The organism is Lysinibacillus sp. GbtcB16, assembly GCF_019091145.1.
Classification (GTDB): Bacteria; Bacillota; Bacilli; order Bacillales_A; family Planococcaceae; genus Lysinibacillus; species Lysinibacillus fusiformis.
This window is the reverse complement of sequence record NZ_JAGXJV010000002.1, coordinates 495,541-518,261: the sequence shown is the minus strand read 5'-3', so window position 1 is coordinate 518,261 and position 22,721 is coordinate 495,541. Positions and strand designations below refer to the sequence as shown.

Here is a 22,721-nt window from a genome sequence, read left to right as displayed (position 1 = left end):
TTCTATTAAGAAAGGATAAAGAAGCAAAATCTTTATACTTTCTTAATGGAAGTTAACGCTATAATACAAATGAGGTGAAAGAGGATGGAAAATATACGTCCCACTCCAGAAATGTTTCTTGCGAGGCTTCAACAGGAGGAACAATCTATAGGGAAATTAAAAATCTTTCTCGGCTATGCTGCAGGGGTAGGTAAAACTTATGCCATGTTAGATGCGGCACATCAGGCACAAAAACTCGGTAAAGATGTAGTGGTTGGCTATGTGGAACCGCATCCTCGTCCAGAAACGTTAGCATTACTTGAAGGACTTGAGCAAATTCCTACAAAGAAAATAACCTATAACGGAAAAATATTTCAGGAATTAGATATAGATGCAGTGTTGCAGCGACAACCAGAAATTGTTGTGATCGATGAATTGGCCCATTCTAATGTGCCAACCATGCGGCATAAGAAACGTTTTGGAGATGTTGAAGAACTACTTGCTAAAGGTATTCATGTTTTTACAACTGTAAATATTCAACATATTGAAAGTCTTCATGATTTAGTGGAAGAAATCACTGAGATTAAAGTACGGGAGCGTATTCCTGATTATTTAATCGATCAAGCCGCGCAAATAAAGGTTGTCGACATTGAACCAGACGAATTAATTCAACGTCTGCAAAATGGGAAGGTATATGGAAAACAACAGGCAGAGAAAGCTTTGCATTCATTTTTCCGTAAGCAAAATTTAGTATCGCTACGTGAAATTGCATTACGGCGAACAGCCGATACCATCAATTATCAACAATTAAACAGTAATGAATCTGTCAGAAACTATGTACAAATCGAAGAACACTTACTTGTAGGTATCAGTAGTTCTCCTACAAATGCAAAGGTAATTCGGACTACTGCAAGACTTGCCCAAGCATTGCATGGCAAATTTACCGCTCTTTATGTTCAAAACATGCAGGCGCATGAAAGAAATCATGCTGATTCTGAACGCCTACAACAACATATCAAACTAGTAGAACAGCTTGGCGGCCATGTTGTCATTGTTCAAGAAGATGACGTAGCTGCAGCCCTTGCCAACTATGCTCAAATTAGTGGTGTTACTAAACTTGTCATCGGTCGATCAAGTATGAGAAAAAAATGGTGGCAGCCAAACACGAAAATTAGTGATCGCCTGAACGAATATGTGCCGAATTTATCTATACACATAGTGCCCGATCAAGAAAATGAACAATTCTACTTTCCTAATATTAAAAATAAACTAGCATTTGAATGGCTGGATCTATTTAAAATGTTTATCGTATTTAGCGTAATATCCATAGTCGGCCTATATTTGTATTCCATTGATATTAGCGAGCCTAATATCATAACCATTTATATTCTAGGTGTTCTCATTCTTGCTATTTGGTCATCAGGATGGATAATGAGCATTATTAGTTCCATCGTTGCTGTTTTACTTTTTAATTATTTTTTTACAGAGCCACGGTTTTCATTTGATGCGTATCATCGTGACTATCCTATGACTTTTTTTATCATGTTTCTCTCTGGAGTAATTACCAGTAGCTTAACGAAAAAAATCAAGGCGCAAACGATTATAGCTATACGAAAATCTTATCGAATGGAAGTGCTACTTGAAACAAATCGTAGACTGCAACATGCAAAGTCTATTGAGGAAATTATTACGGAAGGCATGACTCAAATTGTCAAATTAGTAGAAAAACCTGTGCAATTTTTTGAAATAGACAATCAGGCAATTGGGAAATCTACTTTTTTTCGTACGGAGAAAATATCTACAATTGAAAATCAAAAAATAGCTACGCTTTTTAATAACCCAAACGAGCATGGCGTTGTGAGCTGGGTGACGAATAATAAACATGTCGCTGGTGTATCCACAGATATATTTCCTGAGGTGAATGCTTACTATATACCCGTTATTTCTAATGGAAATGTGAAAGGGGTTATAGGTATTGCACTGTCTAAACTATCGCCACTTCCTGCATTTGAACGCAATATTTTGAATGCCATCATTAATGATTTTTCATTCGCAATGGATAAATGGTATTTACAGAAGCTCCACGAAGAAGTAGCGCGAGAAGCTGAAATGGAACAGATGCGGGCTAACCTTTTACGGGCAGTGTCTCATGACCTTCGAACACCGCTCACTGCTATTTCTGGTAATGCGGATATCTTACTAAACAACGCACCATTAATACCCGATAGTGAAAAAAATAAATTGTATGAGGATATTTTTAATAATTCGAAATGGCTTGTACAAATGGTTGAAAACCTACTAGCGGTTTCTAAGCTAGAGGATGGACAATTTGCTTTAGAAATGCAATTAGAATTAGTAGAAGATATTATTCAAGAGGCTCTTTCCCATGTTGTTCACCAAAATAGCTCGCATACAATATCCTATCAAATAGAACCAGAATTTTTATTAAGCCTAATGGATGCGAGATTGATCATACAGGTTTTTATCAATATCATCGATAATGCATTGACCTACACACCCCCAGGTAGTGACATTGCTATTTTGGTGAAGGAATGTGATGGTTTAGTAAACTTCAGTATTTCAGATAATGGACCAGGAATTGATGATTCCTTAAAGAGTAATTTGTTTGAGCCGTTTACGACTGGCAAGGTACAACGCAGTGATAGTAGACGTGGGCTCGGTTTAGGCTTAGCCCTGTGTCAAACAATTTTAAAATTACATGGTAGTCACATCACTGTTGCAGATAATAAACCTCAAGGAACAATTTTTAACTTTTCACTGAAAAAGGAGTAAAAAATTTGATAAATAAACGAATTCTAGTAGTAGAAGATGATGTGGCCATTGCCAATTTAATAAAAATGACATTAGCTACCCAGCAGTATGAATTCGACATTGCCCAAGATGGGAATCGTGCACTTCAAAAGGCTATTACCATGAAACCAGATGTTTATATTTTGGATTTAGGACTACCAGACATAGATGGTGTAGAGCTTATTACAAAAATTAGAAGCTGGACTCAAACACCCATTATTGTCGTCAGTGCCCGCGGGGAAGAATATGATAAGATTAACGCCCTGGATGCAGGTGCAGATGATTATGTCACGAAGCCATTCAGTGTGGAAGAATTATTAGCAAGAATTCGTGTTGCTTTAAGGAGAGCAGCCTATGAACATCCACCAGAACAGGAAAATTCAACTTTTACCAATGGTTATCTTCAAATTAATTATGTAGATCAAACCGTATTAGTAAATGGCAAAGAAATACATGTCACGCCTATTGAATATAAACTTTTAGTTGTTTTATCCAAGCATGTCGGGAAAGTTCTAACACATAATTTTATTTTAAAGGAAATCTGGCACAATGCTCTACAATCAGATATTCCAAGTTTACGGGTGTTTATGGCGACACTTCGAAAAAAAATAGAAGCTGATCCAGCACAGCCTAAACTGATACAGACACATGTGCGGGTCGGTTATCGAATGCTTCGCTATCATGAAGATGAATAAGATAAAAGGATCGTAGCAGAAGGCTTAGTTGCACTTCTGCTCTTTCTTTGATGAATTCGCCTTATAAATTATCGCACCCTCCCATTAGCCTCTGCATATCATAGCTATAATCAGGTATGTCATCAATGAAAAACAAGTAGAAAGGAGATCATTATGGTATTTCGACCACCTTATCCATACCCTATGTATCCCGGTGGCATGAGAATGCCCATGCCAACACCACCACAGATGTCACCGCAGTCCTTTTTCCCGCCTGGAGGCTTCCCTGCTCAACCACGAATTCCAGGCGGCTTTCCAATGGCAAATGGAATAGGTTCCTTTGGAGGACAAATGCCGATGCCACCTGTGCAAGAACCTTCTAAAATCGGTTCATTCTTACAACAAGCAAACAGTTTATTTAATTCCGCTAAAACTTATACCCCTTATATTCAACAAGCGATGCCAATGGTTAAAAATATACCGTCCTTATTAAAGTTATATAAAGGATTCCAAGGACTACCTTCGACGGGAGGCGGAGCGGCTGGCGCTGATCGTGCAGGCAGTGATAGCAAGGCTGCTACAGGAACTAAGCGATCGGCAAGACAAAGTACATCAGCATCATTTTCGCCTCCTGAACCAATTCCATCTAAACCACGTATTTTCCAGCCACCAATGTAAATGAACGTTTCTTTGTATTCGCCGCCCCTGTCCGTTATAATGTAGATAGGTAAAGCTTGAAAGGAGTCACAACCATGCAAGTATTAAAAATTAATCCACGTGGCTATTGCTACGGTGTTGTTGATGCGATGGTCATCGCACGAAACGCCGCACTTGATAAAACATTACCAAGACCTATCTACATTCTAGGAATGATTGTCCATAATAAACATGTCACAGACGCGTTCGAAGAAGATGGTATCATCACTTTAGACGGCGATAATCGCTTAGAAATTATCGAACAAGTTGAATCTGGTACTGTGATTTTCACAGCACATGGTGTCTCACCTGAAATTCGTGAAATTGCGAAGCGTAAAGGCCTAGTGTCCATTGATGCTACATGTCCTGATGTAACTGTTACTCACGATTTAATTCGTGAAAAATCTGCAGAAGGCTATGATATTATTTATATTGGGAAAAAAGGACACCCGGAACCTGAGGGTGCCATTGGCGTTGCACCTGATCATGTCCATTTAGTTCAATCTTCCAATGATATTGATGCGTTAAACTTAACGAATGATAAATTGCTTGTCACAAATCAAACGACAATGAGCCAATGGGATGTCGCCCATTTAATGGATAGTTTAAAAGAAAAATTCCCTCATATTGAGGTACACAAAGAGATTTGTTTAGCTACTCAAGTCCGTCAAGAAGCTGTCGCTAAGCAGGCAGGAGAAGCGGAACTATTGATTGTTGTAGGTGACCCTAAATCGAATAACTCCAATCGTTTAACGCAAGTTTCTGTTGAAATCGCTGGGACACCTTCCTATCGTATCGCGGACGTTTCAGAGCTTAAAATAGATTGGTTAAAAGGCATTAATAAAGTTGCTGTGACAGCAGGTGCTTCAACACCAACACCTATTGTCAAAGAGGTCATTGCCTTCTTGGATCAATTTGATGAAAATGATCCATCCACACACGTTATCAAACGTACAGTGACATTAGATAAAATTCTACCGAAGATTAAAACACCTACACCAGTTGAGAAAATTATGCCCCATTGATTACTAAAAAAATCCTGCTTGTCATGATGACAAACAGGATTTTTTCTTTATTTACTAAAATAATAGTTTATCGGACGACCAATTCCACCATAATGGACATCCATCGTAATTTTCTCTTGTTTCTCTAAATAATCTAAATATCTTCTAGCTGTTACACGAGCAATCCCAACGCCACTTGCAACTTCTTCTGCCGATGCACCATCTACCGATTGCAAAAAGTGCACCACTTTTTCCAGCGTTGTACGGTTAAAGCCTTTCGGCAGGTTTTTTTCTGTTTGTAATAAGGTAGACTGTTCCAAAGTGCCATCACGATAATGGAATAGCTGATCCAATTCACCTTGTGTCAGCTCGCGTTCCGTTTGCGTTTGCTTTTTAAAGCGTAAATAATTTTCAAGTGTCCCTTTGACACGTTCAAACGAAAAGGGCTTCATAATATAATCAAAAACACCTAGATGCAATACTTGTTTCACCGTGTCCATATCATTCGCAGCCGTGACAGTGATAACATCTACTGGTAAGTCCAGCTCGCGAATTTTATGTAAACTAGTGATGCCATCTTGCTCCGGCATAAAAATATCCATAAATACTAAGTCAGGCTGATGTTGACGAATTTGCGTCACGCCATCTAAACCATTGGATGCTTGTCCAATCACCTGAAAGTGATCTACCTTTTCAATAAATTGACGATTCACCTCACGGACCATTGGATCATCCTCAATTAATAATACTTTGATTTGTACCATTATCAGCCCTCCATTCCAAAATTAATGCTTATGCATAGTAAAATGTTAGTAAAAAACTAGTCCCTTTATTTGGTTCGCTGATGACTTCAATATCACCTTGTCCTTTTTCAACAATCTCTTTTATTAAAAATAGCCCTATTCCTCTGTAATTTTTCTCTTTTGTAGAATAACCATTGTCAAAAATATGGCTCTTGATCTCATCTGTCATGCCAACACCGTTATCCGTGACCAGAATCGCTAAGACATCCTCGTCTTCATCGACAGAAACATGGATAACCTTTTCCTCCACCTGTGTATCCCTTAATGCATCAAAGGCATTTTCTATTAAATTCCCGAATAGAATGACAAAATCATGATGATCTAAATTAGGTGGAAAGGATGTTAAACGACTTTCACGGTCAATTTCCAGTCGGATTCCTTGTTCTTTAGCATAGGAAATTTTACTAAGTAATAGCCCTGAAATATTTTCATTCTTAATACGTTCATTTAAAAAGTTAGTAATTTCATCGTGTTCTTCCTTTACCTGCGTCAAGTAGGATAAAGCCTGCTCATGATGTCCAAGTTGTAAAAGTCCAGCTATCGTATGCAGTTTATTTTTATGCTCATGTGTTTGAACACGAAGCGCTTGAACAAATGCTCGTACTCCTGTCAGCTCTTCAGCAAGCTTCTTCACTTCTGTCCGATCTTTAAACATGGCCACTGCTCCAACAGTTTCTCCACTAACCTGTATGGGGATACGATTACTCATAATACTATGATCATTTATATATAACTCTCGGTTAAATAGTGGCTGATCAAGCTCCAAAATTTCAGGTAGCCTTGTATCCGGTAAGACGTGAAAAATTTTCTGACCAATCAAATTAGATGGTTCTTCGTCAACTCCAAGTATTTCGCAGGCCTTCTCATTAAAAATGGTAATGGTCAAATCATTATCGATCGCAATAATGCCCTCATGCATCGCATTAAAGGTTTCCGTTCGTTCTACATACATTTTGGCAATTTCATGAGGCTCTAATCCAAACATTTGCTTTTTCATATGAAGCCCTAATGTTCGCGCACCCCATACGCTAAAGATTAAAGATAATAGTAAAGTAATGATCAGCTCCGTTTGCATCGATTGCAGTAATTCCGCCACCGTCAAAACACTATATCCAACGACCGTAACACCTATTTGTTGTCCTTGATTGTTCATAATTGGTACAAACGCGCGAACCATGTTGCCATGCTCCCCATGTGCGATTGACGTATAGTAATGTTCGGAAAAAGCAGCGTTTAAATCGGCAGATTGCGAAATGCTACCCAGTTCCGCTTTACTGGGGTGAGAATACTTCTGTCTTTTCATATCCAAAACGACTATATATTGAGCCCCATTTATATCTCGGATTTCTTCCACTACAGGGTTAATATGTTGTATGGCCATTTCAATGTTTTCGTGGGCAATATAGGTTTTAATTTCAGGAAGCTGCGCCACTGTTTTGGCTACTAGTAATGCTTGGTCACTAAGCTTGCTCTTTTGTTCATTCATCACATACCCCAACAAAAAAGTACCACCAATACTAAAGGAAAGCATGAGTATAAAAAAAGTCAGCGACATAATTTTTCTTTGCATCGATAACTTCTGAAATTTCAAGATAATCGCCTCCCCTCTACTATATTTTAGCTTACTCCATATGTTAGAATAACAAAAACAATAGAAAATACGAATAAATTGGGTGTATTCAATGAAAAAATTTATTATTGGAACGATTGTAACCGTCTTATTTTTAGTGATCACCATTAGTGTTCAACAAGGTTTGCTTTTCGCAAAGCCGCTTCCATACGATGATGAGCAAAAGGGGTTAGACACGCAAATTACCATCCATCTAAGTCATGTAGTAGCTGAAAATACACCAAAAGGACAGGCTGCCAATAAATTTGCTGAATTAGTAGAAGAAAAGACGAAGGGCAAAGTCAAAGTGCATGTATACTCCAATTCCTCTTTATTTAATGATGAAAATGAGTTTCAGGCTTTGCAAAAGGGTGAAGTCGAAATGATTATCCCGACCTTTTCTAAGATGACAACGTATGTACCGAATTGGCAAGTTCTTGATTTACCCTTCCTGTTTAATACAAATGATGAGGTACAAGAAGTACTGACAGGAACAATCGGTGATCAATTATTAAACGAGCTAGAACCAATTCATATAAAAGGGCTCGGCTTTTGGTACAACGGCTTTAAGCATCTAACCTCTGTGGATCACCCCATTCACACATTTGAAGATTTACAGGGTTTACGTGTTCGCACAATGCCTAGTAAAACATTGGAGAAACAATTTGAAGTTTTGAAAGCAACGCCTATTCCGATTTCATTTAGTGAGGTTTATACAGATTTAGAGAAACACGCCATCGATGCACAGGAAAATACAGCCTCTAATATTTACTCAAAAGGTTTCTACAAAGTTCAAAAACATATGACCATCACACAGCATGGTATTTTAGGCTATGCGGTATTAATGAATGAAAGCTTTTGGGATTCCTTACCAGCGAAAATTCAACATCAATTGGTGGAGGCTATGAAGGAAACAACAGATTGGCAGTTTGAACAGGCTGCCCGTATGAATGAACAGGATATGTTAGAGCTTAAACAGCAAGATGATTTTGATGTTTCTACAATGAGTCTTAAGGAAAGACAGCGCTTTAAGGAGCAGCTCTCCCCTGTCTATGATTTTTATAAAACCCAAACACAAAATGATGAGATTCTAACTGAGATTAAAAAAATTGTTGCACCATAATACTTTTGGTCATTAATGATAGATCCTTACATATCGTAAGGATCTTTTCTTTTGTATTATAATAGATTACTAAAATTTAAAACTACTATAAAACAGCCTGAAATCATTGCTATTACTGCATTTACCAACCCTCTCATTGAAAAATGAACTAAATGAACAATAGAAACATTACGGTCATAAAAACTATTGTCGGAAAATTTCAGCTATGATAACGACATGAAAGCGTTCACACAATCTTCATAGATGTTGTAGGGGGAGAACTATATGCGTATAAATTTCAAAAACTTAACAGTCCAAGTATTGATTGCTATTGTACTAGGGATTATCGTAGGTGCAGCGTTCCCAGAGTTCGGAGCAAAGCTAAAAATATTGGCGGATATATTTATTAAACTAATTAAAATGTTAATAGCACCCATTATCTTCTTAACGGTTGTAATTGGTATTGGTAGTATGGGTGATGTCAAAAAGGTTGGGAAAATCGGGGGAAAAGCTTTAATCTATTTTGAAATTGTTTCGACATTTGCCTTGGCGATTGGTCTTATCGTTGTCAATATTGTACAACCAGGTAAAGGCTTTAATACAGAAGCCGCCAACGGAGCAGATGTCTCTCAATATACAAATGCAGCGGCGGCAGAACACGGTTTGGGTGCATTTATCATGCAAATCATCCCTGATAATGTTGTGGGTGCACTCGCAAATGGTGAATTACTACCTGTCTTATTTTCAGCTGTATTATTTGGATTAGCAGCGGCGGCGATTGGTGAACCAGCTAAGCCAGTTATTAAATTTTTTGAACAAGTTGCGGATATCTTCTTTAAAATCGTTAATATGGTAATGAAAATTTCTCCTATTGGCGCATTTGGTGCCATGAGTTATACAATCGGCAACTTTGGACTTAAATCTCTAGGCAACTTAGGATTTTTAATGCTCTCCGTCTATATTACAATGTTTATTTTTATCGTTGTCATCATCGGATTTATTACACATTACTTCGGTTTTAGTATTTTTAAATTTATTAAATACATTAAAGATGAAATTTTCATCGTTATTGGTACATCTTCATCTGAATCAGCATTGCCTTCCATGATGCGTAAATTAGAAAACTACGGCTGTTCTAAGCAAGTTGTGGGGCTAGTTATACCAACAGGTTATTCCTTTAACTTAGATGGAACATCCATATACTTATCGATGGCAGCTATATTTATTGCCCAAGCTTACGGTGTTGATTTAGATATTTGGCATCAAATCACATTACTAGCCATTCTAATGCTTACATCTAAGGGGGCTGCGGGTGTAACAGGCTCTGGGTTTATTACACTTGCTGCCACATTAGCAGCATTCCCGATGATTCCCGTAGAAGGAATTGCATTACTAATCGGGGTTGACCGCTTTATGTCCGAAGCTCGAGCTGTTACAAATCTTATTGGTAATGGTGCGGCGACAGTAGTTGTTTCAAAAATGGAGAAGGAATTTGATACAGAGCAGGAAAAACGTGCTCTCTCAGGTGAAATCGCACAACCTTAAATAGTTAAAAAGGCTACTGAAAGCGAGATACTTGTCTCTCCTTAGTAGCCTTTTATATAGTCCATTTTTAGAAATTCATAGACACCACCATTTGTTGCTTGCATATAAGTATGAGCGTCTTGAAATCCTACCTTGCGATATAGCTTGATTGCTCGTAGATTAAATGTGGCGACCGATAAGGTAATCATTTCGCATGGATAGTTTGCCAAGACAAAATCAATAGCATTTTTAAAAAAATTATAGCCTAGGCCTTTTCCTGTAAGACTAGGTTTCATGCCTAAGCCAATCTCCATCGTTTGGTCAGCAACCGTCATAATGCTAAAATAAGCAACTAGTTCTTGTTTTTTTAAGACCGCAAAAACATTTCCTCTTGTATACGGGTTGAGAAATGCTTGTAAATCCTCCTGGTCAGCCTCCATATCATAGAAAGAATAGTCACCCTCATAATGCCAATTATAAGCGATATCTTCTGCTTGTTCTTGTGAAATTGGTAGAAAACAATAGCTCAAAACTTTATCCTCCTGTAATTTTGTGAAACCTCTGGAATGACATACTCGTATACATAATGAATGGAGGTTTCTTTATGGCAACATTTACACTTCACTATCCTAAGGCCTTTAAAAGCTTTTCTAATATTCCTATTATCAATGAAAACAACGAAACAGTGTGTGTGCTTCAGAAAGTAGAGCGTTCTTCTACTGGTAAAGTTTTAAATGCCGTATTATTAGTTGCGGCACAGCAAACTTTACCCTATCGTTATGAAACACGAACAACTTTAGGTGCCCCCCTTTTTCAAGTACAATCTACTCTGTTAACAAAAGGGGTCAGTCATCAGCTCGTTATGCCTGATGGTAGCACCATACCGATTGTCCGAAAAACAGTTCAATTATTAGAATCCTCGTACACCTTTACTATGGACAATTTGGCATTTCGTTTTGAAAGGGATTTTACTGCTACAGCCTATTTATATTGTAATGATGAGAAAATTGCCAGTGCAAGCCCAATAGAGACTGAGCTCATACGGACGGGGCTAATGTTTAAACTTTTCCAAGCTGATGATATGCACTTTGTGGCACTCCTCGCAACACTCTATCAAGCTTTATTTGCCATGAGTAAGTAAATGAGTCATGAATTTAGTTTCACATTAAGAGCTTACATAGCAAAAAAGAAGGCATCCAGATTTAAAATCTCGATGCCTTTTCAATTTATTTTTTCTCGCTCCCCATTTAATATATGAATGACATAGGAATCGCTTTGACTCACATTCGTTTGGACAATTTTTTTTACTGCACCTTCCATCTTAGTCGCTAGTTGAAGTGCCTCCGCATTGTCACCTTTTATAGTTGTTTGAATCGTAATGGTTGTTCGATTCTCTAGTATTAAGTATTCGTATACATCAAAAGATTGTAGCCCTTTTATTAAATCTTCGATTAATAGATTAATATCATTGCCCATCGCTTTATTACCATCCAGCAATGATGTAAATTCCCATCTTTCAAAGACAATCGGGTAATCCTTTAAGGCAGAAGTTTTTATAACGCTTTTTGCAATAGCTTCCATGTCTGTTTTAACCGACTGAACATACTCTTCTCCCCCTACAATTTGGATGACCAATTCCTTTTCCGCAGTTGTTTTAACATCTATACCGACGTATTTTTCAAGCAGCTTATCTTTTAATAGTGATAAACTCAACTCTTCTTTCGTAATTATTGGTCCTTTCTCGAAATTGGCTTCTAAAGGCTTACCATCTTCATATTTATTAAACAGGATGATGATCGCGATAATGACCAGCATTAATCCTGTAACGACTCCTATCCGTTTCACAATGAAATCCCCCCTGTTAGGAAGGTATGAGCTCTGCAAATACAATATTCACCGTTTTCTATCACTGTTTTATCGTTACTATGAAATAAACCATTTCTGACACTGCTTAATTTCCCTCACATATTCCGGAACACGAAATAAATTAGCTATGTTTTGTCCTTTTTGTGTCATGATTTTTAAAAAGGAGTACACTTAAGGGGTAGTAATTCTATATTTTTGGAGGGTTTTAAATGGATGCAAAAGCAGCGGAAATTAAAAATATTATGACCTTGAATCTACTCGTACAAATTCTAAAAGAGCGTGGCATTTTGACAGATAAGGAATTAAAGGAACGACTCTCAAATACGGTCAAACTATCCTCTATGGATGCAGATTTGAAAGAGAAGGTTATTGAAGAAATCGAACATTAATAGGAATAATTCCAACAAAAACAACCGCTTCCATGCTACTAATTTAGCTGAAAGCGGCTGTCTATATATTTGCTTTTAAGAAAGACAATAAGTACTTTAATGTGCCTAGTGTCACAACATTATGATCGAATTGTTTTTAAAGCTGTTGACCAAGGAATAAGCTGATCTAACATTTGATGAACTGAATCCGCCTGCACCTCTTTTGGCTTAAAGACTGAGCCGTTTTCAAAATCGGTAAATAATGATAAAGCTGGATGAACTCGAACATCAGCAACTAGTAATTCTCCAAGAATCCCTCTTAAATGCTCCGCAGCACGTGCTCCTCCAACTGAACCATAGGAAACGATACCCGCAGCTTTATTGTTCCATTCTACTCGTAAAAAGTCTAATGCATTTTTTAGTGCACCTGTGATGGAATGGTTATACTCTGCTACAATAAAGACAAAGCCGTCACATGCAGCTACTTTCTCTGACCATGTCGCTACTCCAGAAGTATCTCCCCCTGGCTCTCCAAGAAACGGTAATTTAAAATCAGCGATATCAATTATTTCATATTCCGCATCACGGCGTTTTTCTGCGACTTCCTTTACCCACGCTCCAACTTGTGGGCTAACACGACCTTCTCGCGTACTTCCTAAAATAATACCGATTTTTAACATATGACCCTCCTCGTTTTCCCATTCAGTTTGTGAAATCATCGTCATTCCATGTACGTGAACAACACTCGTAACCATTTTGGCCAGATACATACAGCTTTATTCATGGACTCTATGTAGTCGCTATGAATACTTCGAATTAAATAGTCTTTAATTCAAGATTAAATTACCATATATTTTTATTTTCTGTCAATTATTTAAATGCGAAACTTTTTGAACTCCCTCATTACTTTAATTTAATGGGCTGTTCCAACGCCTCCAGTTCTTCCTCCATGGAGCTAAACTGTCTTTCCACTACATATTTTGCGTCTGATACTGCTGCATTATAAATATATGGAGCGATATTTTCCTTGATAAAATCTAACACACGCTCTGCTTCAAATTCACTAATGTCTTCATCTCGATGAGTGTAGAAAAATCGCTGAATATCAGCCACTATCATTTCTTGCTGATCTTTAGTTAAACGAATAAACAAGATATATCTCTCCATTTCTGCTAATTGATGTCATCTTCATTTTATCATTATCCTTCTATTCTTTGCATACAAAAAGGATGAACACTACCTAGTAATGTTCATCCTTTTATTATTGTTTACATTCAAATGAATAACTCGTGGAAAGGAAGTTTTTTTCCTTTGATATAATGGCTTGACCGCCATTGTCTTCACATTGTACGGTCATGGCATCCATTTTCTTTTCATTCATCATATTCGTCATAACCGTCATCCCTATACCAAAAACAGCGATGAATAAACCGATTATAATCCACAGTTTACCAGCCTTATTGCCAGCAGGTCTTTCATTAGCCACATCTATTCCCCTCGCTTAAACAAATAAAAATGGTTCTGTATGAATGGTTGATTGTACAAATTCAACCACATATTTTTTATCCGCACATAGCTTCGTCATTTTCGCCGCTACTCCTGCAATCATCACTTTTTCTACATGGTGACCAGGATCTACAATTTGCAGATTCATCGCTTGAGCATCCTGTGCTGTATGGAAGTACATATCACCCGTTAAAAAAACATCTGCTCCTGCACGTTTCGCTGCATAAATATACTTATTACCATCTCCACCAACAAGCGCAACTTTCTTAATCTTCGACTGTAAATCACCTACGACACGAACCGCTGGAACTTGTAATTGCTGCTTCACGAACTCTGCGAATTGTTGTAAGGTCATTTCTTTAGCTAAGTGACCTACACGCCCTAATCCCATTCTATTCGTTTGCTGTTCAAGTCGAATGACATCATAGGCTGGCTCTTCATAGGGATGACTAGTAAGCATTGCCTTTAAAACACGGTTTTTCATCGATTCAGGAAATACGACTTCTACCTTTACTTCCTCTTCAACATGTAATTCACCAACTGACCCAACGAATGGATTGGCGCCTGCTAACGCACGGAAGCGTCCTTCTCCAGCAGTTGTATAACTACATGCTTCATATTCTCCAATGCGCCCTGCTCCAGCCTTTGCTAGCGTCTCGCGTAAATCCTCAGCATTTGCAGACGGGATAAAAACAGCAAGCTTTAAAAGATGTTCTGAGTACGTTTCTTCTAGTATTGTACGGTCCTGTAGTTGAAGCGCATCTGCTAATAAATCATTAACTCCACCTTCAGCTACATCTAAATTTGTATGCGCCGCATAAACAGCGATATCATGTTTAATGAGCTTTTCATATAAGCGCCCTGCTGGATCGTCTGTACGAATATTCGCTAGACGTCTAAAAATTGGAGGATGATGTGCAATGATCAGCTCACATCCTTTTTCAATGGCCTCATTCGCAACAGCTTCATTGACATCTAAAGTGACTAATACTTTGCTAACAGGTTTATTGAGTGTACCAATCGCTAAACCGATTGGATCATTCTCCATGCAAGCCAGTTTTTTAGGCGACCATGATTCGAATACTTGAATAATTTCTTGACCATTTACCGACTTCATTTTACAAAACTCCTTCTACTAATTGAATAAGAGCCAATAACTCTGCACGTTTTTCTTCAATTTCAGGTGTTTGTTCTGCATCTTTTATGGATTGTAACACACGTTGCCAATTTTCTTTTTCACGCGTCCATTTTTTTATAAATGCTGGTGCTTTACGGGTACTTAATTTAGGACCAAATAAAATCTCTGCTGGCGAAAGCTCCATTTGTGCTCTTTGCAACACAAGAATTTCATAGATTTTATCATCTTCCTCTAAAATTTCTTCATCGAGAATAGCCCAATTATGTGCTAAAGCCCACTCACGGATCACCTTTGCATGAATATTCGGTTGTAAAATGAGACGTGTGACACCTTGCAGCTTTTCAGGATGCTTCTCTAAAATAGAGACAATTAAGGGACCACCCATTCCAGCAATCGTTACTGTATCGACATGGTCAGTCAATTCTATTGCTGCTAATCCATCTGCTAGACGTACCGTAATTTCTTTGTTTAATCCTTCTTTTTGTACTTGTCCCACTGCTGATTCATAGGGGCCTGCTACTACTTCCCCTGCTATTGCTGAAGAAGCTATTCCTTGATGAATTAAATAGCATGGCAGATAGGCATGGTCACTACCTATATCCGCTACTACCGCTCCTGTGGGAACAAATTTTGCTACCATTTCTAATCGCTTCGAAAGTTTTTGTGCGTTCATTTTTTACCGCCTACCTTAAATAGAGTCCATTACTAGTATGGATGATGTCGTGAAAAAAAACAAATGGAGTCGTCTCACAGTATTCATGTGGACAACCCCATTTCATGATTCTTTACATTTAAAAAGTAGCTGTACTATTTCAGTACAGCTACTTGTCAGTCATACTATTCTAAAGTAGAAATGTATTCAGCAATAGCTTTTGCTTCTGCTTCAGTTTTCATGTTTGGTTGCATTGGAGTACCTTCGATACCCTTTGTTAAAACTTCAACGATATGGGCTTCATCTAAGCCATGTAGGTTTGGACCCATACTACCAGTTAAATCACCACCGTGACAACCGATACAAGATTGTACTAGAGCAGCACCATCATCATTTGCGTCTGTAGTTTCAGTAGTTTCGCCACCGCCCTCATGTTCAGCAGCAATTTCTTTCTTGTTATCTGCACCTTGTAAAGACATGAAGAAAATAAGACCAATACCAAATGCCAGAATTAAGATGTAAGGAACGACTGGATTGTTTTTCATAAGTTTCCCCTCCTCATTTTAAGTCTACTTCTATTATAATATAGAATCAGTCAACATCTAATATTGTACTTCATTAACAAAGAAACGAAAAGCCCTATTCGCTAAGTTGTCCTTTGTTTGTAACAAATTCGACATTTCTGTATCTATTGGATAAAATATGTCTTGCCAAACCAAATTTTGGTCAATTTCACAACTTTTTTTCATACTGTTATCATACCCTTTGCATACATTCATATACCAAAAAAATAAAAAAATCCTCACACCTGATATAAAGTGTGCAGATCATTTATAGGGGCAAAAAATTACAATAAGTTTATGATATAATAGCCAATCAGTGCTAGTAATCCTAAAACACCGGAGACTGTGAAATAGAGTAGCTTCATTTTAATACCTGACCAAAGCCAAATAAGACAATTGGCGGCAATCAAGCAAAATAAAACAATATTATCTCCACTAAAATATGTAGTGCACACACGGATAGATATACTAAATAATAGGATGGCGGCAAGTAAATGAAATATAGGAGCTAATAGATGTTTTTTTTTCGCCATTTGGAACGCAGCGATAAATAATATGCATGCACCTATACCTACGACAACGGTTAAAATCAGTGTTAATGACTTTATTGTAAAATAGATAGCCAAAACAGCTATTATAGCGATACATAGACTTGCTACCAAAAGAAACATCTTTCTTTTTTCAGATGGCAAGATTGCTTGTTTAGGATCTTGAACCGGTTCTAACTCCTCTATATCAGCCCCCTCTGTATAAAGAGCTGCTAAAAAGTCACAATAGTGCTCTGGTAATAGCTTATTTTGCTTCCAAAACAAAATTTCATTTAGAATAATTTTTTTCCGGGGATTCGTCATAATGTTAACTCCAAACATTGCTTAATAATGGTTGCATTACAATTTTATCTCACAGCCTTCGGAAATACATCTGTATAAAGTCGCAAATCTCTCATTCCCTTCATTCTAATTATCTATTATTAGCGGAAACAAGATTGGGGAATAACAGGGCTATTTACCTTTTCAATGGTATAAAAAAGGAGCGATCCAACTAGGTATTTTCACACTAGTAGGATCGCTCCATCTATATAAATTATTCTAAGAAGTCTTTTAGACGTTTACTACGAGAAGGGTGGCGTAATTTTCTTAGAGCCTTCGCTTCAATTTGACGAATACGTTCACGTGTTACGCCAAAAACCTTACCTACCTCTTCTAAAGTTCTTGTACGACCATCATCTAAACCAAAACGTAAACGAAGTACGTTTTCTTCACGGTCTGTTAATGTATCAAGGACATCTTCTAGCTGTTCTTTTAACAATTCATAAGCTGCATGGTCAGATGGAGATTGTGCTTCAGAATCCTCGATAAAGTCTCCTAAATGGGAATCATCTTCTTCTCCTATCGGTGTTTCAAGAGATACTGGTTCTTGTGCAATTTTTAAAATTTCGCGTACTTTTTCTGGTGTTAAATCCATTTCTTCGCCAATTTCTTCTGGAGAAGGTTCACGGCCAAGATCTTGTAAAAGTTGACGTTGTACACGTATTAATTTATTAATGGTTTCGACCATATGAACCGGAATACGAATTGTACGTGCTTGGTCTGCAATGGCACGCGTAATAGCCTGACGAATCCACCATGTAGCGTACGTAGAGAATTTAAACCCTTTACGGTAATCAAATTTCTCAACGGCCTTAATAAGACCCATATTCCCCTCTTGAATTAAATCAAGGAATAGCATTCCACGACCTACATAACGTTTAGCGATAGATACTACCAGACGTAAGTTTGCTTCTGCAAGACGTTTACGTGCTTCTTCATCACCTTGCTCAATACGTTCAGCAAGTGCGATTTCTTGCTCTGCAGATAGTAAATCAACTCGACCGATTTCCTTTAAATACATACGTACAGGGTCATTGATTTTAACACCTGGTGGTACACTCAAATCATTTAAGTCGAAAGTCTCTTCGTTCGCTTCTTCTTTCATTAGACTTTCTTCTTCAAATTCTTCTTTTCCAATGATTTGAATGTCTTTATGCTTTTCAAGATCCTCAGCAAAATGGAAAATTTCTTCATTTTCCAATTCATAAGGTGTTAGTTTCTCTGAAATTTCTTTCATAGAAATTTCACCCTCTGTTTTTGCTTTTTCTTGTAGGAATTTTTTTGCATCATCTAATGTAATTTCTACTTCTATCTCTTTTGAACGTTCTGACTTGTCCGCCATAAACCTTCCTCCTTCTAAACAACCGAATCGGGTTAAATCGCCGATAACGATTTTCTTAAATGAATAATCTGTTGGGCGATTTCAAGTGCACGTGCATACTCATGCATCTTCTCCGCTTCCTTTGACTCATGCATCTTTTGATAAATTTCTTGCTCAATTCTATATTTTTGAAGCTGACGGATTGAGTCCACAACCTCTGCCTCTGCTTGATCAGGATCTCGCTCGACTAAAGCCGCTTCCATAACAATTTTCCGTAATTCAGCGTCATCCAAAATCTCCATAAAGCGTTGATAATCAGGATGACCATATTCCTCATAAAATCCTACTAAGCGAACAAAAACAGCCATATAAGCATCTCGTACAAATGGCTCTTTTTGCTCACTCCGTAATACCCTGTCCACTACATCTATATTATGAAGCATATGAGCCAGTAATAAACGTTCGGCACGTTCAGCTGCATCCATAGGCTTTTGTTGTTGCGTGACTGGCATTGAAGGCGTTTGTGTCGGCATTTCTGGTTTTGCAGAACGTACCTGATTCGCCTCCAGCTTTCGGAATTGGGCATAAATGGCTTCTTCCGAGATATTTGTTTCATTTGATAGCTGTCGTATATACAAATCCCGTTCAACTGGCGACGATCTACCTATGAGCTGTTCAAGGACTTCTTGTATATATTGAAGCGTATCATTTTCAAATTGAAAGTTCTTATTTCGTCTAGCATGCATCATCATAAAAGCAATATACGCATGAGGGTTTTCCAAAATTTGTTCCTTAAATGCTTGTCCGCCTAACGTGCGAATATATTCATCAGGGTCCAATTTTTCTGGTAACACAGCAATATCAACTTTCATGCGCTCCGTATGCAAAAGCTGCGCCGCTCTTTTCGCTGCATCAAATCCAGCATTATCACCATCATAGCAAATCGTAATTTGCTCAACTAAGCGCTTAAGCTTTGTGATATGCTGATTTGTTAGCGAGGTACCCATTGTTGCTACGGCATTCATAACACCTACAGAGTTAGCTGCTAACACATCCATAAAACCTTCCATCAATACTACTTGACGATTTTTTCTGATAGAAGTTCGTGCTTTATCTAGGTTATAGAGCACTTCACTTTTCTGAAATATTGGTGATTCTGGACTATTTAAATATTTCGCTTCCTCACCTGTTGATGAAAGTATTCGTCCTGAGAAGGCAATAATTTTACCATTCTCATCTCGAATCGGGAACATGATCCTTCCTCTAAAACGATCAAAATAACGTTCTTCTCCCTCTCGCTTAATAATTAACCCACTTTCCGCCATTTCTTGTAAGTTATAACCTTTTCTTTCAAGCAATATTGTTAGGGCGTCAAAGCTTGGGAGAGACCAACCGATGTTATTAGATTCTATAAGCTCCCTTGTAAATCCTCTTTCTAGCAAATAATTTAAAGGTTCTTCGCCATCCTCTGTATTTAACAGTAGATGGTGGAAAAAATCTGCTGTAAAAGCGTGTGCTTCTTTCATCCTTTCTTCCGCTTTAGAAATCTTTTTTGTTCCCCCAGGAAAACTTGGCTCAACATCTAAATGTATGCCAGCTCGTTCTCCAAGTTTCACAACAGCATCAGGAAAAGATATGCCTTCAATGTCCATTACAAAAGTAATGGCATTTCCCCCTGCACCACATCCAAAGCAATGGAATATTTGCTTGTCCGTTGAAACAGAGAAAGACGGTGTTTGTTCTCCATGGAATGGACAGAGGCCAAACCAATTTCGCCCACGCTTGGTCAGCTGCATGTATTCACTAATAACATCAACGATATCCGATTGTGTACGAATCTGTTCAATTACTTCCTCTGGAATCTTCCCTGCCAAATCCATCATCACCATCTTTAATAATTACGTTCTAGAAACACAATTCGCTATTCGTTTTAAAATTCCTTTATTTCTCGACAAAAAATTAGGATTTTTCTCTTATAAATATTTTTACCACAATTTTATTATTATAAAACAAAAATTAGTTTTTATCTATACTAATTTCAAAATCCACTCAAAAAAACCGCCTCTATCACCGAGGTGGTTTATTTTCGTACAATTTATTTGCAAGTCAAAATATGTTCTATGATAGTATTTGCTGTCTCTTCCACTGCTTTATTAGTCACATCTATTACTCGACAGCCTATTTTGCCGACAATTTTTTCAAAATGTTGAATCTCTTCTAAAATACGATTATGTTGCGCATAAATGGCATCATCATTTAATCCGAGAGACATTAATCTTTCTTTCCTTATAGAATTTAACTTCTCAGGAGAGATGATTAAACCAAAACATTTTTTAGGGTCCAACTGTAATAGCTCTTCAGGTGGTTCTACTTCAGGAACTAAAGGAACATTCGCCACCTTATACTTTTTATGTGCTAAATATTGTGAAAGGGGCGTTTTTGATGTTCGAGATACGCCTACCAACACGATATCAGCTTGTAATAATCCACGGGGATCACGACCATCATCATATTTTACTGCAAATTCAATGGCTTCAATTTTTTTAAAATAATCATCATCAAGCATATGAACAATTCCAGGTGTCTCCAATGGATTTTCTTCCATAAAGGTTGCCATTGATTGTAATGCAGGACCTATTATATCGACTGCATGTATCTTTTCCTGTTCACATAAATCACGTAATAGCTTTCGCATTTCTTGACGAACAAGTGTGTAAACAATAAATGCTTGTTGTTGTGCTGCAAGGAAAACAATCTTACGAATAAGCTCCTCTGATTGAATATGTGGAAATCGTCGGATAACAGTATTCTCTAGACCGGGTCGAAACTGGCTAATTACTGCTTTTGCAACTTGGTCGCCAGTTTCACCCACAGAGTCAGATACAACAAATACGCGTAGTCTTTTCATGCAGCTCTCCTTCAGATTTAGTCATTTTGCGCAAGAGATAAGAAAGCTCGTGTAATCGTTGTTTTTGTAAGACGGCCTATAATCGTCAAACCACCCTCTTGTGGTTCGACTACTGGTAGCGAATCAACTTCTCGTTCAATGAGCTTGTTCGCGGCAACAACCAAAGAATCTGATCTTTCACAGTACGAAATATTAGGCATACGTGTCATAATTATATGTACAGGAATTTTATTTAAATCCTGCGTGCCAATACTTGTACGCAGTAAATCTTTGCGAGATAGTACGCCTGTCAAAAACTCATTCTTATCTACGACAAAGAGTGTACCAACATCTTCTGAAAACATAAAGCAAATTGCATCATAAACCGTCATTGTTTCTGGGACAACTACAGGGCCTGAATGAAAATCCTTTACTTTTAAATTGTGAATACTATCCATCAATGTAACGGATGCCTTTTTCCCTGAATAGAAATAACCAACTCGTGGTCTTGCATCTAAAAATCCCGCCATCGTAAGGATCGCTAAATCTGGTCTTAAAGTCGCTCTAGTCAGATTGAGACGTTCTGCAATATGTTCCCCAGTGATAGGGCCGTTTTCTTTCACAATTTGTAAAATGTTTTCCTGACGTTTATTGAGTTCGATTGGACTCACCGCCTCAAATCTAATAGTGTTATACTTATGCTCAATTATTATATACTATAGAATGATAGGTATGCAAAGTATTACACTAATTCTATACAAAAGGTGTTATAATAATGCTTTGCATAATTAAAGCAGTATTTCAATTATACAACATACTGCATAAAATAGCAGTAATCTGTGTTAAGTTATGGCGGATAAGTGTAGAGGATTTTAGTTTAAGGGTAATTTCTTTAATTTGTATTTTTGTCATGAAGGCTACACAGCTTGATGAATTGCTTATAAACGAGCATCATTAATCATGCTATTACAACTATTCGTATTCCCCTCGAAGTTCCAAAATCATTTATCAAAAGGCTTTACGGCCAGTAATTGGTTGTTGAACACTTTTAGCCAATATTCTTATACTACGGCTCTCATGCAAGGATTCTTGCTGAGGAGAAGTAGTATTTTTTTGTTCTCCATAATAGTTCATATGATTGTCATTGCCACTTTGGTAAGAGTTCATTCGAGCTCATCATAAAAAATTTAAGGTCATCTTTTAAACGAATAAATTAAACGTATTGAAAAAACTCCTCCACTTTGAAACTAGAGATGATATAAAAGCACCTCTTCCGAAATTCACCTTGTCGACTGTAACATTTTTTCACTTGTTCATACTCTGTTCATACTATCGTCACTGGCAGTACA

The 22,721-nt window shown here is 37.6% G+C and carries 24 protein-coding genes; 8 read left to right on the top strand and 16 right to left on the bottom strand.

Annotated elements, in window-relative coordinates; genetic code table 11:
- Positions 1–84 precede the first annotated feature (84 nt).
- From KVT27_RS14430 to KVT27_RS14415, 4 genes are all read left to right on the top strand, one after another.
- Positions 85–2,772 (top strand): sensor histidine kinase, encoded by a 2,688-nt coding sequence (locus tag KVT27_RS14430; RefSeq protein WP_217581497.1) that lies wholly within the window; start codon positions 85–87, stop codon positions 2,770–2,772.
- A gap of 8 nt (positions 2,773–2,780) precedes the next feature.
- Positions 2,781–3,485: a response regulator gene (locus KVT27_RS14425; protein ID WP_008178419.1), complete on the top strand. Its 705-nt coding sequence runs from the start codon at positions 2,781–2,783 to the stop codon at positions 3,483–3,485.
- 153 nt (positions 3,486–3,638) lie between these two features.
- Positions 3,639–4,142 carry a VrrA/YqfQ family protein gene (vrrA, locus tag KVT27_RS14420; protein ID WP_036127150.1) on the top strand — a complete coding sequence of 168 codons (504 nt, stop codon included), beginning with the start codon at positions 3,639–3,641 and terminating at the stop codon, positions 4,140–4,142.
- A gap of 74 nt (positions 4,143–4,216) precedes the next feature.
- Positions 4,217–5,185, top strand: a complete 969-nt coding sequence (locus tag KVT27_RS14415; RefSeq protein ID WP_036127152.1) for a 4-hydroxy-3-methylbut-2-enyl diphosphate reductase — start codon at positions 4,217–4,219, stop codon at positions 5,183–5,185.
- Between the two features lie 47 nt (positions 5,186–5,232).
- On the opposite strand, the gene KVT27_RS14410 is transcribed toward KVT27_RS14415, so the two are convergent.
- Together KVT27_RS14410 and KVT27_RS14405 are read right to left on the bottom strand one after the other, a co-directional pair.
- Positions 5,233–5,928, bottom strand: coding sequence for a response regulator (locus KVT27_RS14410; protein ID WP_036127154.1), 696 nt, complete (start codon positions 5,926–5,928; stop codon positions 5,233–5,235).
- A 28-nt stretch (positions 5,929–5,956) separates the two neighbouring features.
- A complete protein-coding gene (locus tag KVT27_RS14405; RefSeq protein ID WP_427426941.1) occupies positions 5,957–7,537 on the bottom strand; it encodes an ATP-binding protein in 1,581 nt (526 codons plus the stop codon).
- Positions 7,538–7,649: 112 nt separating this feature from the next.
- Between KVT27_RS14405 and KVT27_RS14400 the strand changes: the two genes are divergently transcribed.
- Together KVT27_RS14400 and KVT27_RS14395 are read left to right on the top strand one after the other, a co-directional pair.
- Positions 7,650–8,699: a TRAP transporter substrate-binding protein gene (locus KVT27_RS14400; RefSeq protein ID WP_217581496.1), complete on the top strand. Its 1,050-nt coding sequence runs from the start codon at positions 7,650–7,652 to the stop codon at positions 8,697–8,699.
- 264 nt (positions 8,700–8,963) lie between these two features.
- Positions 8,964–10,223, top strand: coding sequence for a dicarboxylate/amino acid:cation symporter (locus tag KVT27_RS14395; RefSeq protein ID WP_217581495.1), 1,260 nt, complete (start codon positions 8,964–8,966; stop codon positions 10,221–10,223).
- Positions 10,224–10,264: 41 nt separating this feature from the next.
- On the opposite strand, the gene KVT27_RS14390 is transcribed toward KVT27_RS14395, so the two are convergent.
- Positions 10,265–10,732 (bottom strand): GNAT family N-acetyltransferase, encoded by a 468-nt coding sequence (locus KVT27_RS14390; protein WP_036149111.1) that lies wholly within the window; start codon positions 10,730–10,732, stop codon positions 10,265–10,267.
- A 74-nt stretch (positions 10,733–10,806) separates the two neighbouring features.
- Between KVT27_RS14390 and KVT27_RS14385 the strand changes: the two genes are divergently transcribed.
- Positions 10,807–11,343, top strand: a complete 537-nt coding sequence (locus tag KVT27_RS14385; protein ID WP_036127160.1) for a tubby C-terminal domain-like protein — start codon at positions 10,807–10,809, stop codon at positions 11,341–11,343.
- A gap of 80 nt (positions 11,344–11,423) precedes the next feature.
- Here the strand turns inward: KVT27_RS14385 and KVT27_RS14380 are convergent, their stop codons facing one another.
- The gene (locus tag KVT27_RS14380) at positions 11,424–12,047 is read right to left on the bottom strand and encodes a hypothetical protein (RefSeq protein WP_225316131.1); all 624 of its coding nucleotides are present in this window, start codon (positions 12,045–12,047) and stop codon (positions 11,424–11,426) included.
- Positions 12,048–12,277: 230 nt separating this feature from the next.
- On the opposite strand from KVT27_RS14380, the gene KVT27_RS14375 reads away from it, so the two are divergent.
- Positions 12,278–12,457, top strand: coding sequence for a hypothetical protein (locus KVT27_RS14375; RefSeq protein WP_008178439.1), 180 nt, complete (start codon positions 12,278–12,280; stop codon positions 12,455–12,457).
- 119 nt (positions 12,458–12,576) lie between these two features.
- Here the strand turns inward: KVT27_RS14375 and KVT27_RS14370 are convergent, their stop codons facing one another.
- The 12 genes from KVT27_RS14370 to KVT27_RS14315 all read right to left on the bottom strand — a co-directional run bounded on the left by KVT27_RS14370 (position 12,577) and on the right by KVT27_RS14315 (position 22,539).
- On the bottom strand, positions 12,577–13,116 hold the full coding sequence (locus tag KVT27_RS14370) for an NADPH-dependent FMN reductase (protein ID WP_085961723.1): 540 nt from the start codon (positions 13,114–13,116) through the stop codon (positions 12,577–12,579).
- A gap of 223 nt (positions 13,117–13,339) precedes the next feature.
- The gene (locus KVT27_RS14365) at positions 13,340–13,588 is read right to left on the bottom strand and encodes a DUF2164 domain-containing protein (RefSeq protein WP_036127163.1); all 249 of its coding nucleotides are present in this window, start codon (positions 13,586–13,588) and stop codon (positions 13,340–13,342) included.
- 109 nt (positions 13,589–13,697) lie between these two features.
- Positions 13,698–13,922, bottom strand: a complete 225-nt coding sequence (locus KVT27_RS14360) for a hypothetical protein (protein ID WP_036127164.1) — start codon at positions 13,920–13,922, stop codon at positions 13,698–13,700.
- A gap of 15 nt (positions 13,923–13,937) precedes the next feature.
- Positions 13,938–15,059: a Nif3-like dinuclear metal center hexameric protein gene (locus KVT27_RS14355; protein ID WP_036127167.1), complete on the bottom strand. Its 1,122-nt coding sequence runs from the start codon at positions 15,057–15,059 to the stop codon at positions 13,938–13,940.
- 1 nt (position 15,060) lies between these two features.
- The gene (locus KVT27_RS14350; RefSeq protein WP_036127168.1) at positions 15,061–15,753 is read right to left on the bottom strand and encodes a tRNA (adenine(22)-N(1))-methyltransferase; all 693 of its coding nucleotides are present in this window, start codon (positions 15,751–15,753) and stop codon (positions 15,061–15,063) included.
- 164 nt (positions 15,754–15,917) lie between these two features.
- Complete coding sequence (cccA, locus tag KVT27_RS14345; RefSeq protein WP_008178451.1) at positions 15,918–16,277, bottom strand: cytochrome c550; 360 nt, start codon at positions 16,275–16,277, stop codon at positions 15,918–15,920.
- Positions 16,278–16,579: 302 nt separating this feature from the next.
- Positions 16,580–17,146 (bottom strand): hypothetical protein, encoded by a 567-nt coding sequence (locus tag KVT27_RS14340; protein WP_036127169.1) that lies wholly within the window; start codon positions 17,144–17,146, stop codon positions 16,580–16,582.
- Between the two features lie 232 nt (positions 17,147–17,378).
- Positions 17,379–18,506: an RNA polymerase sigma factor RpoD gene (gene rpoD / locus KVT27_RS14335; protein WP_004227165.1), complete on the bottom strand. Its 1,128-nt coding sequence runs from the start codon at positions 18,504–18,506 to the stop codon at positions 17,379–17,381.
- 32 nt (positions 18,507–18,538) lie between these two features.
- Positions 18,539–20,365 carry a DNA primase gene (dnaG, locus tag KVT27_RS14330; RefSeq protein WP_233301486.1) on the bottom strand — a complete coding sequence of 609 codons (1,827 nt, stop codon included), beginning with the start codon at positions 20,363–20,365 and terminating at the stop codon, positions 18,539–18,541.
- Positions 20,366–20,580: 215 nt separating this feature from the next.
- Complete coding sequence (locus KVT27_RS14325) at positions 20,581–21,393, bottom strand: pyruvate, water dikinase regulatory protein (protein WP_008178459.1); 813 nt, start codon at positions 21,391–21,393, stop codon at positions 20,581–20,583.
- A gap of 17 nt (positions 21,394–21,410) precedes the next feature.
- A complete protein-coding gene (gene ccpN, locus KVT27_RS14320) occupies positions 21,411–22,043 on the bottom strand; it encodes a transcriptional regulator CcpN (protein ID WP_008178461.1) in 633 nt (210 codons plus the stop codon).
- 337 nt (positions 22,044–22,380) lie between these two features.
- Positions 22,381–22,539: a hypothetical protein gene (locus KVT27_RS14315; protein WP_158499484.1), complete on the bottom strand. Its 159-nt coding sequence runs from the start codon at positions 22,537–22,539 to the stop codon at positions 22,381–22,383.
- Positions 22,540–22,721 lie beyond the last annotated feature (182 nt).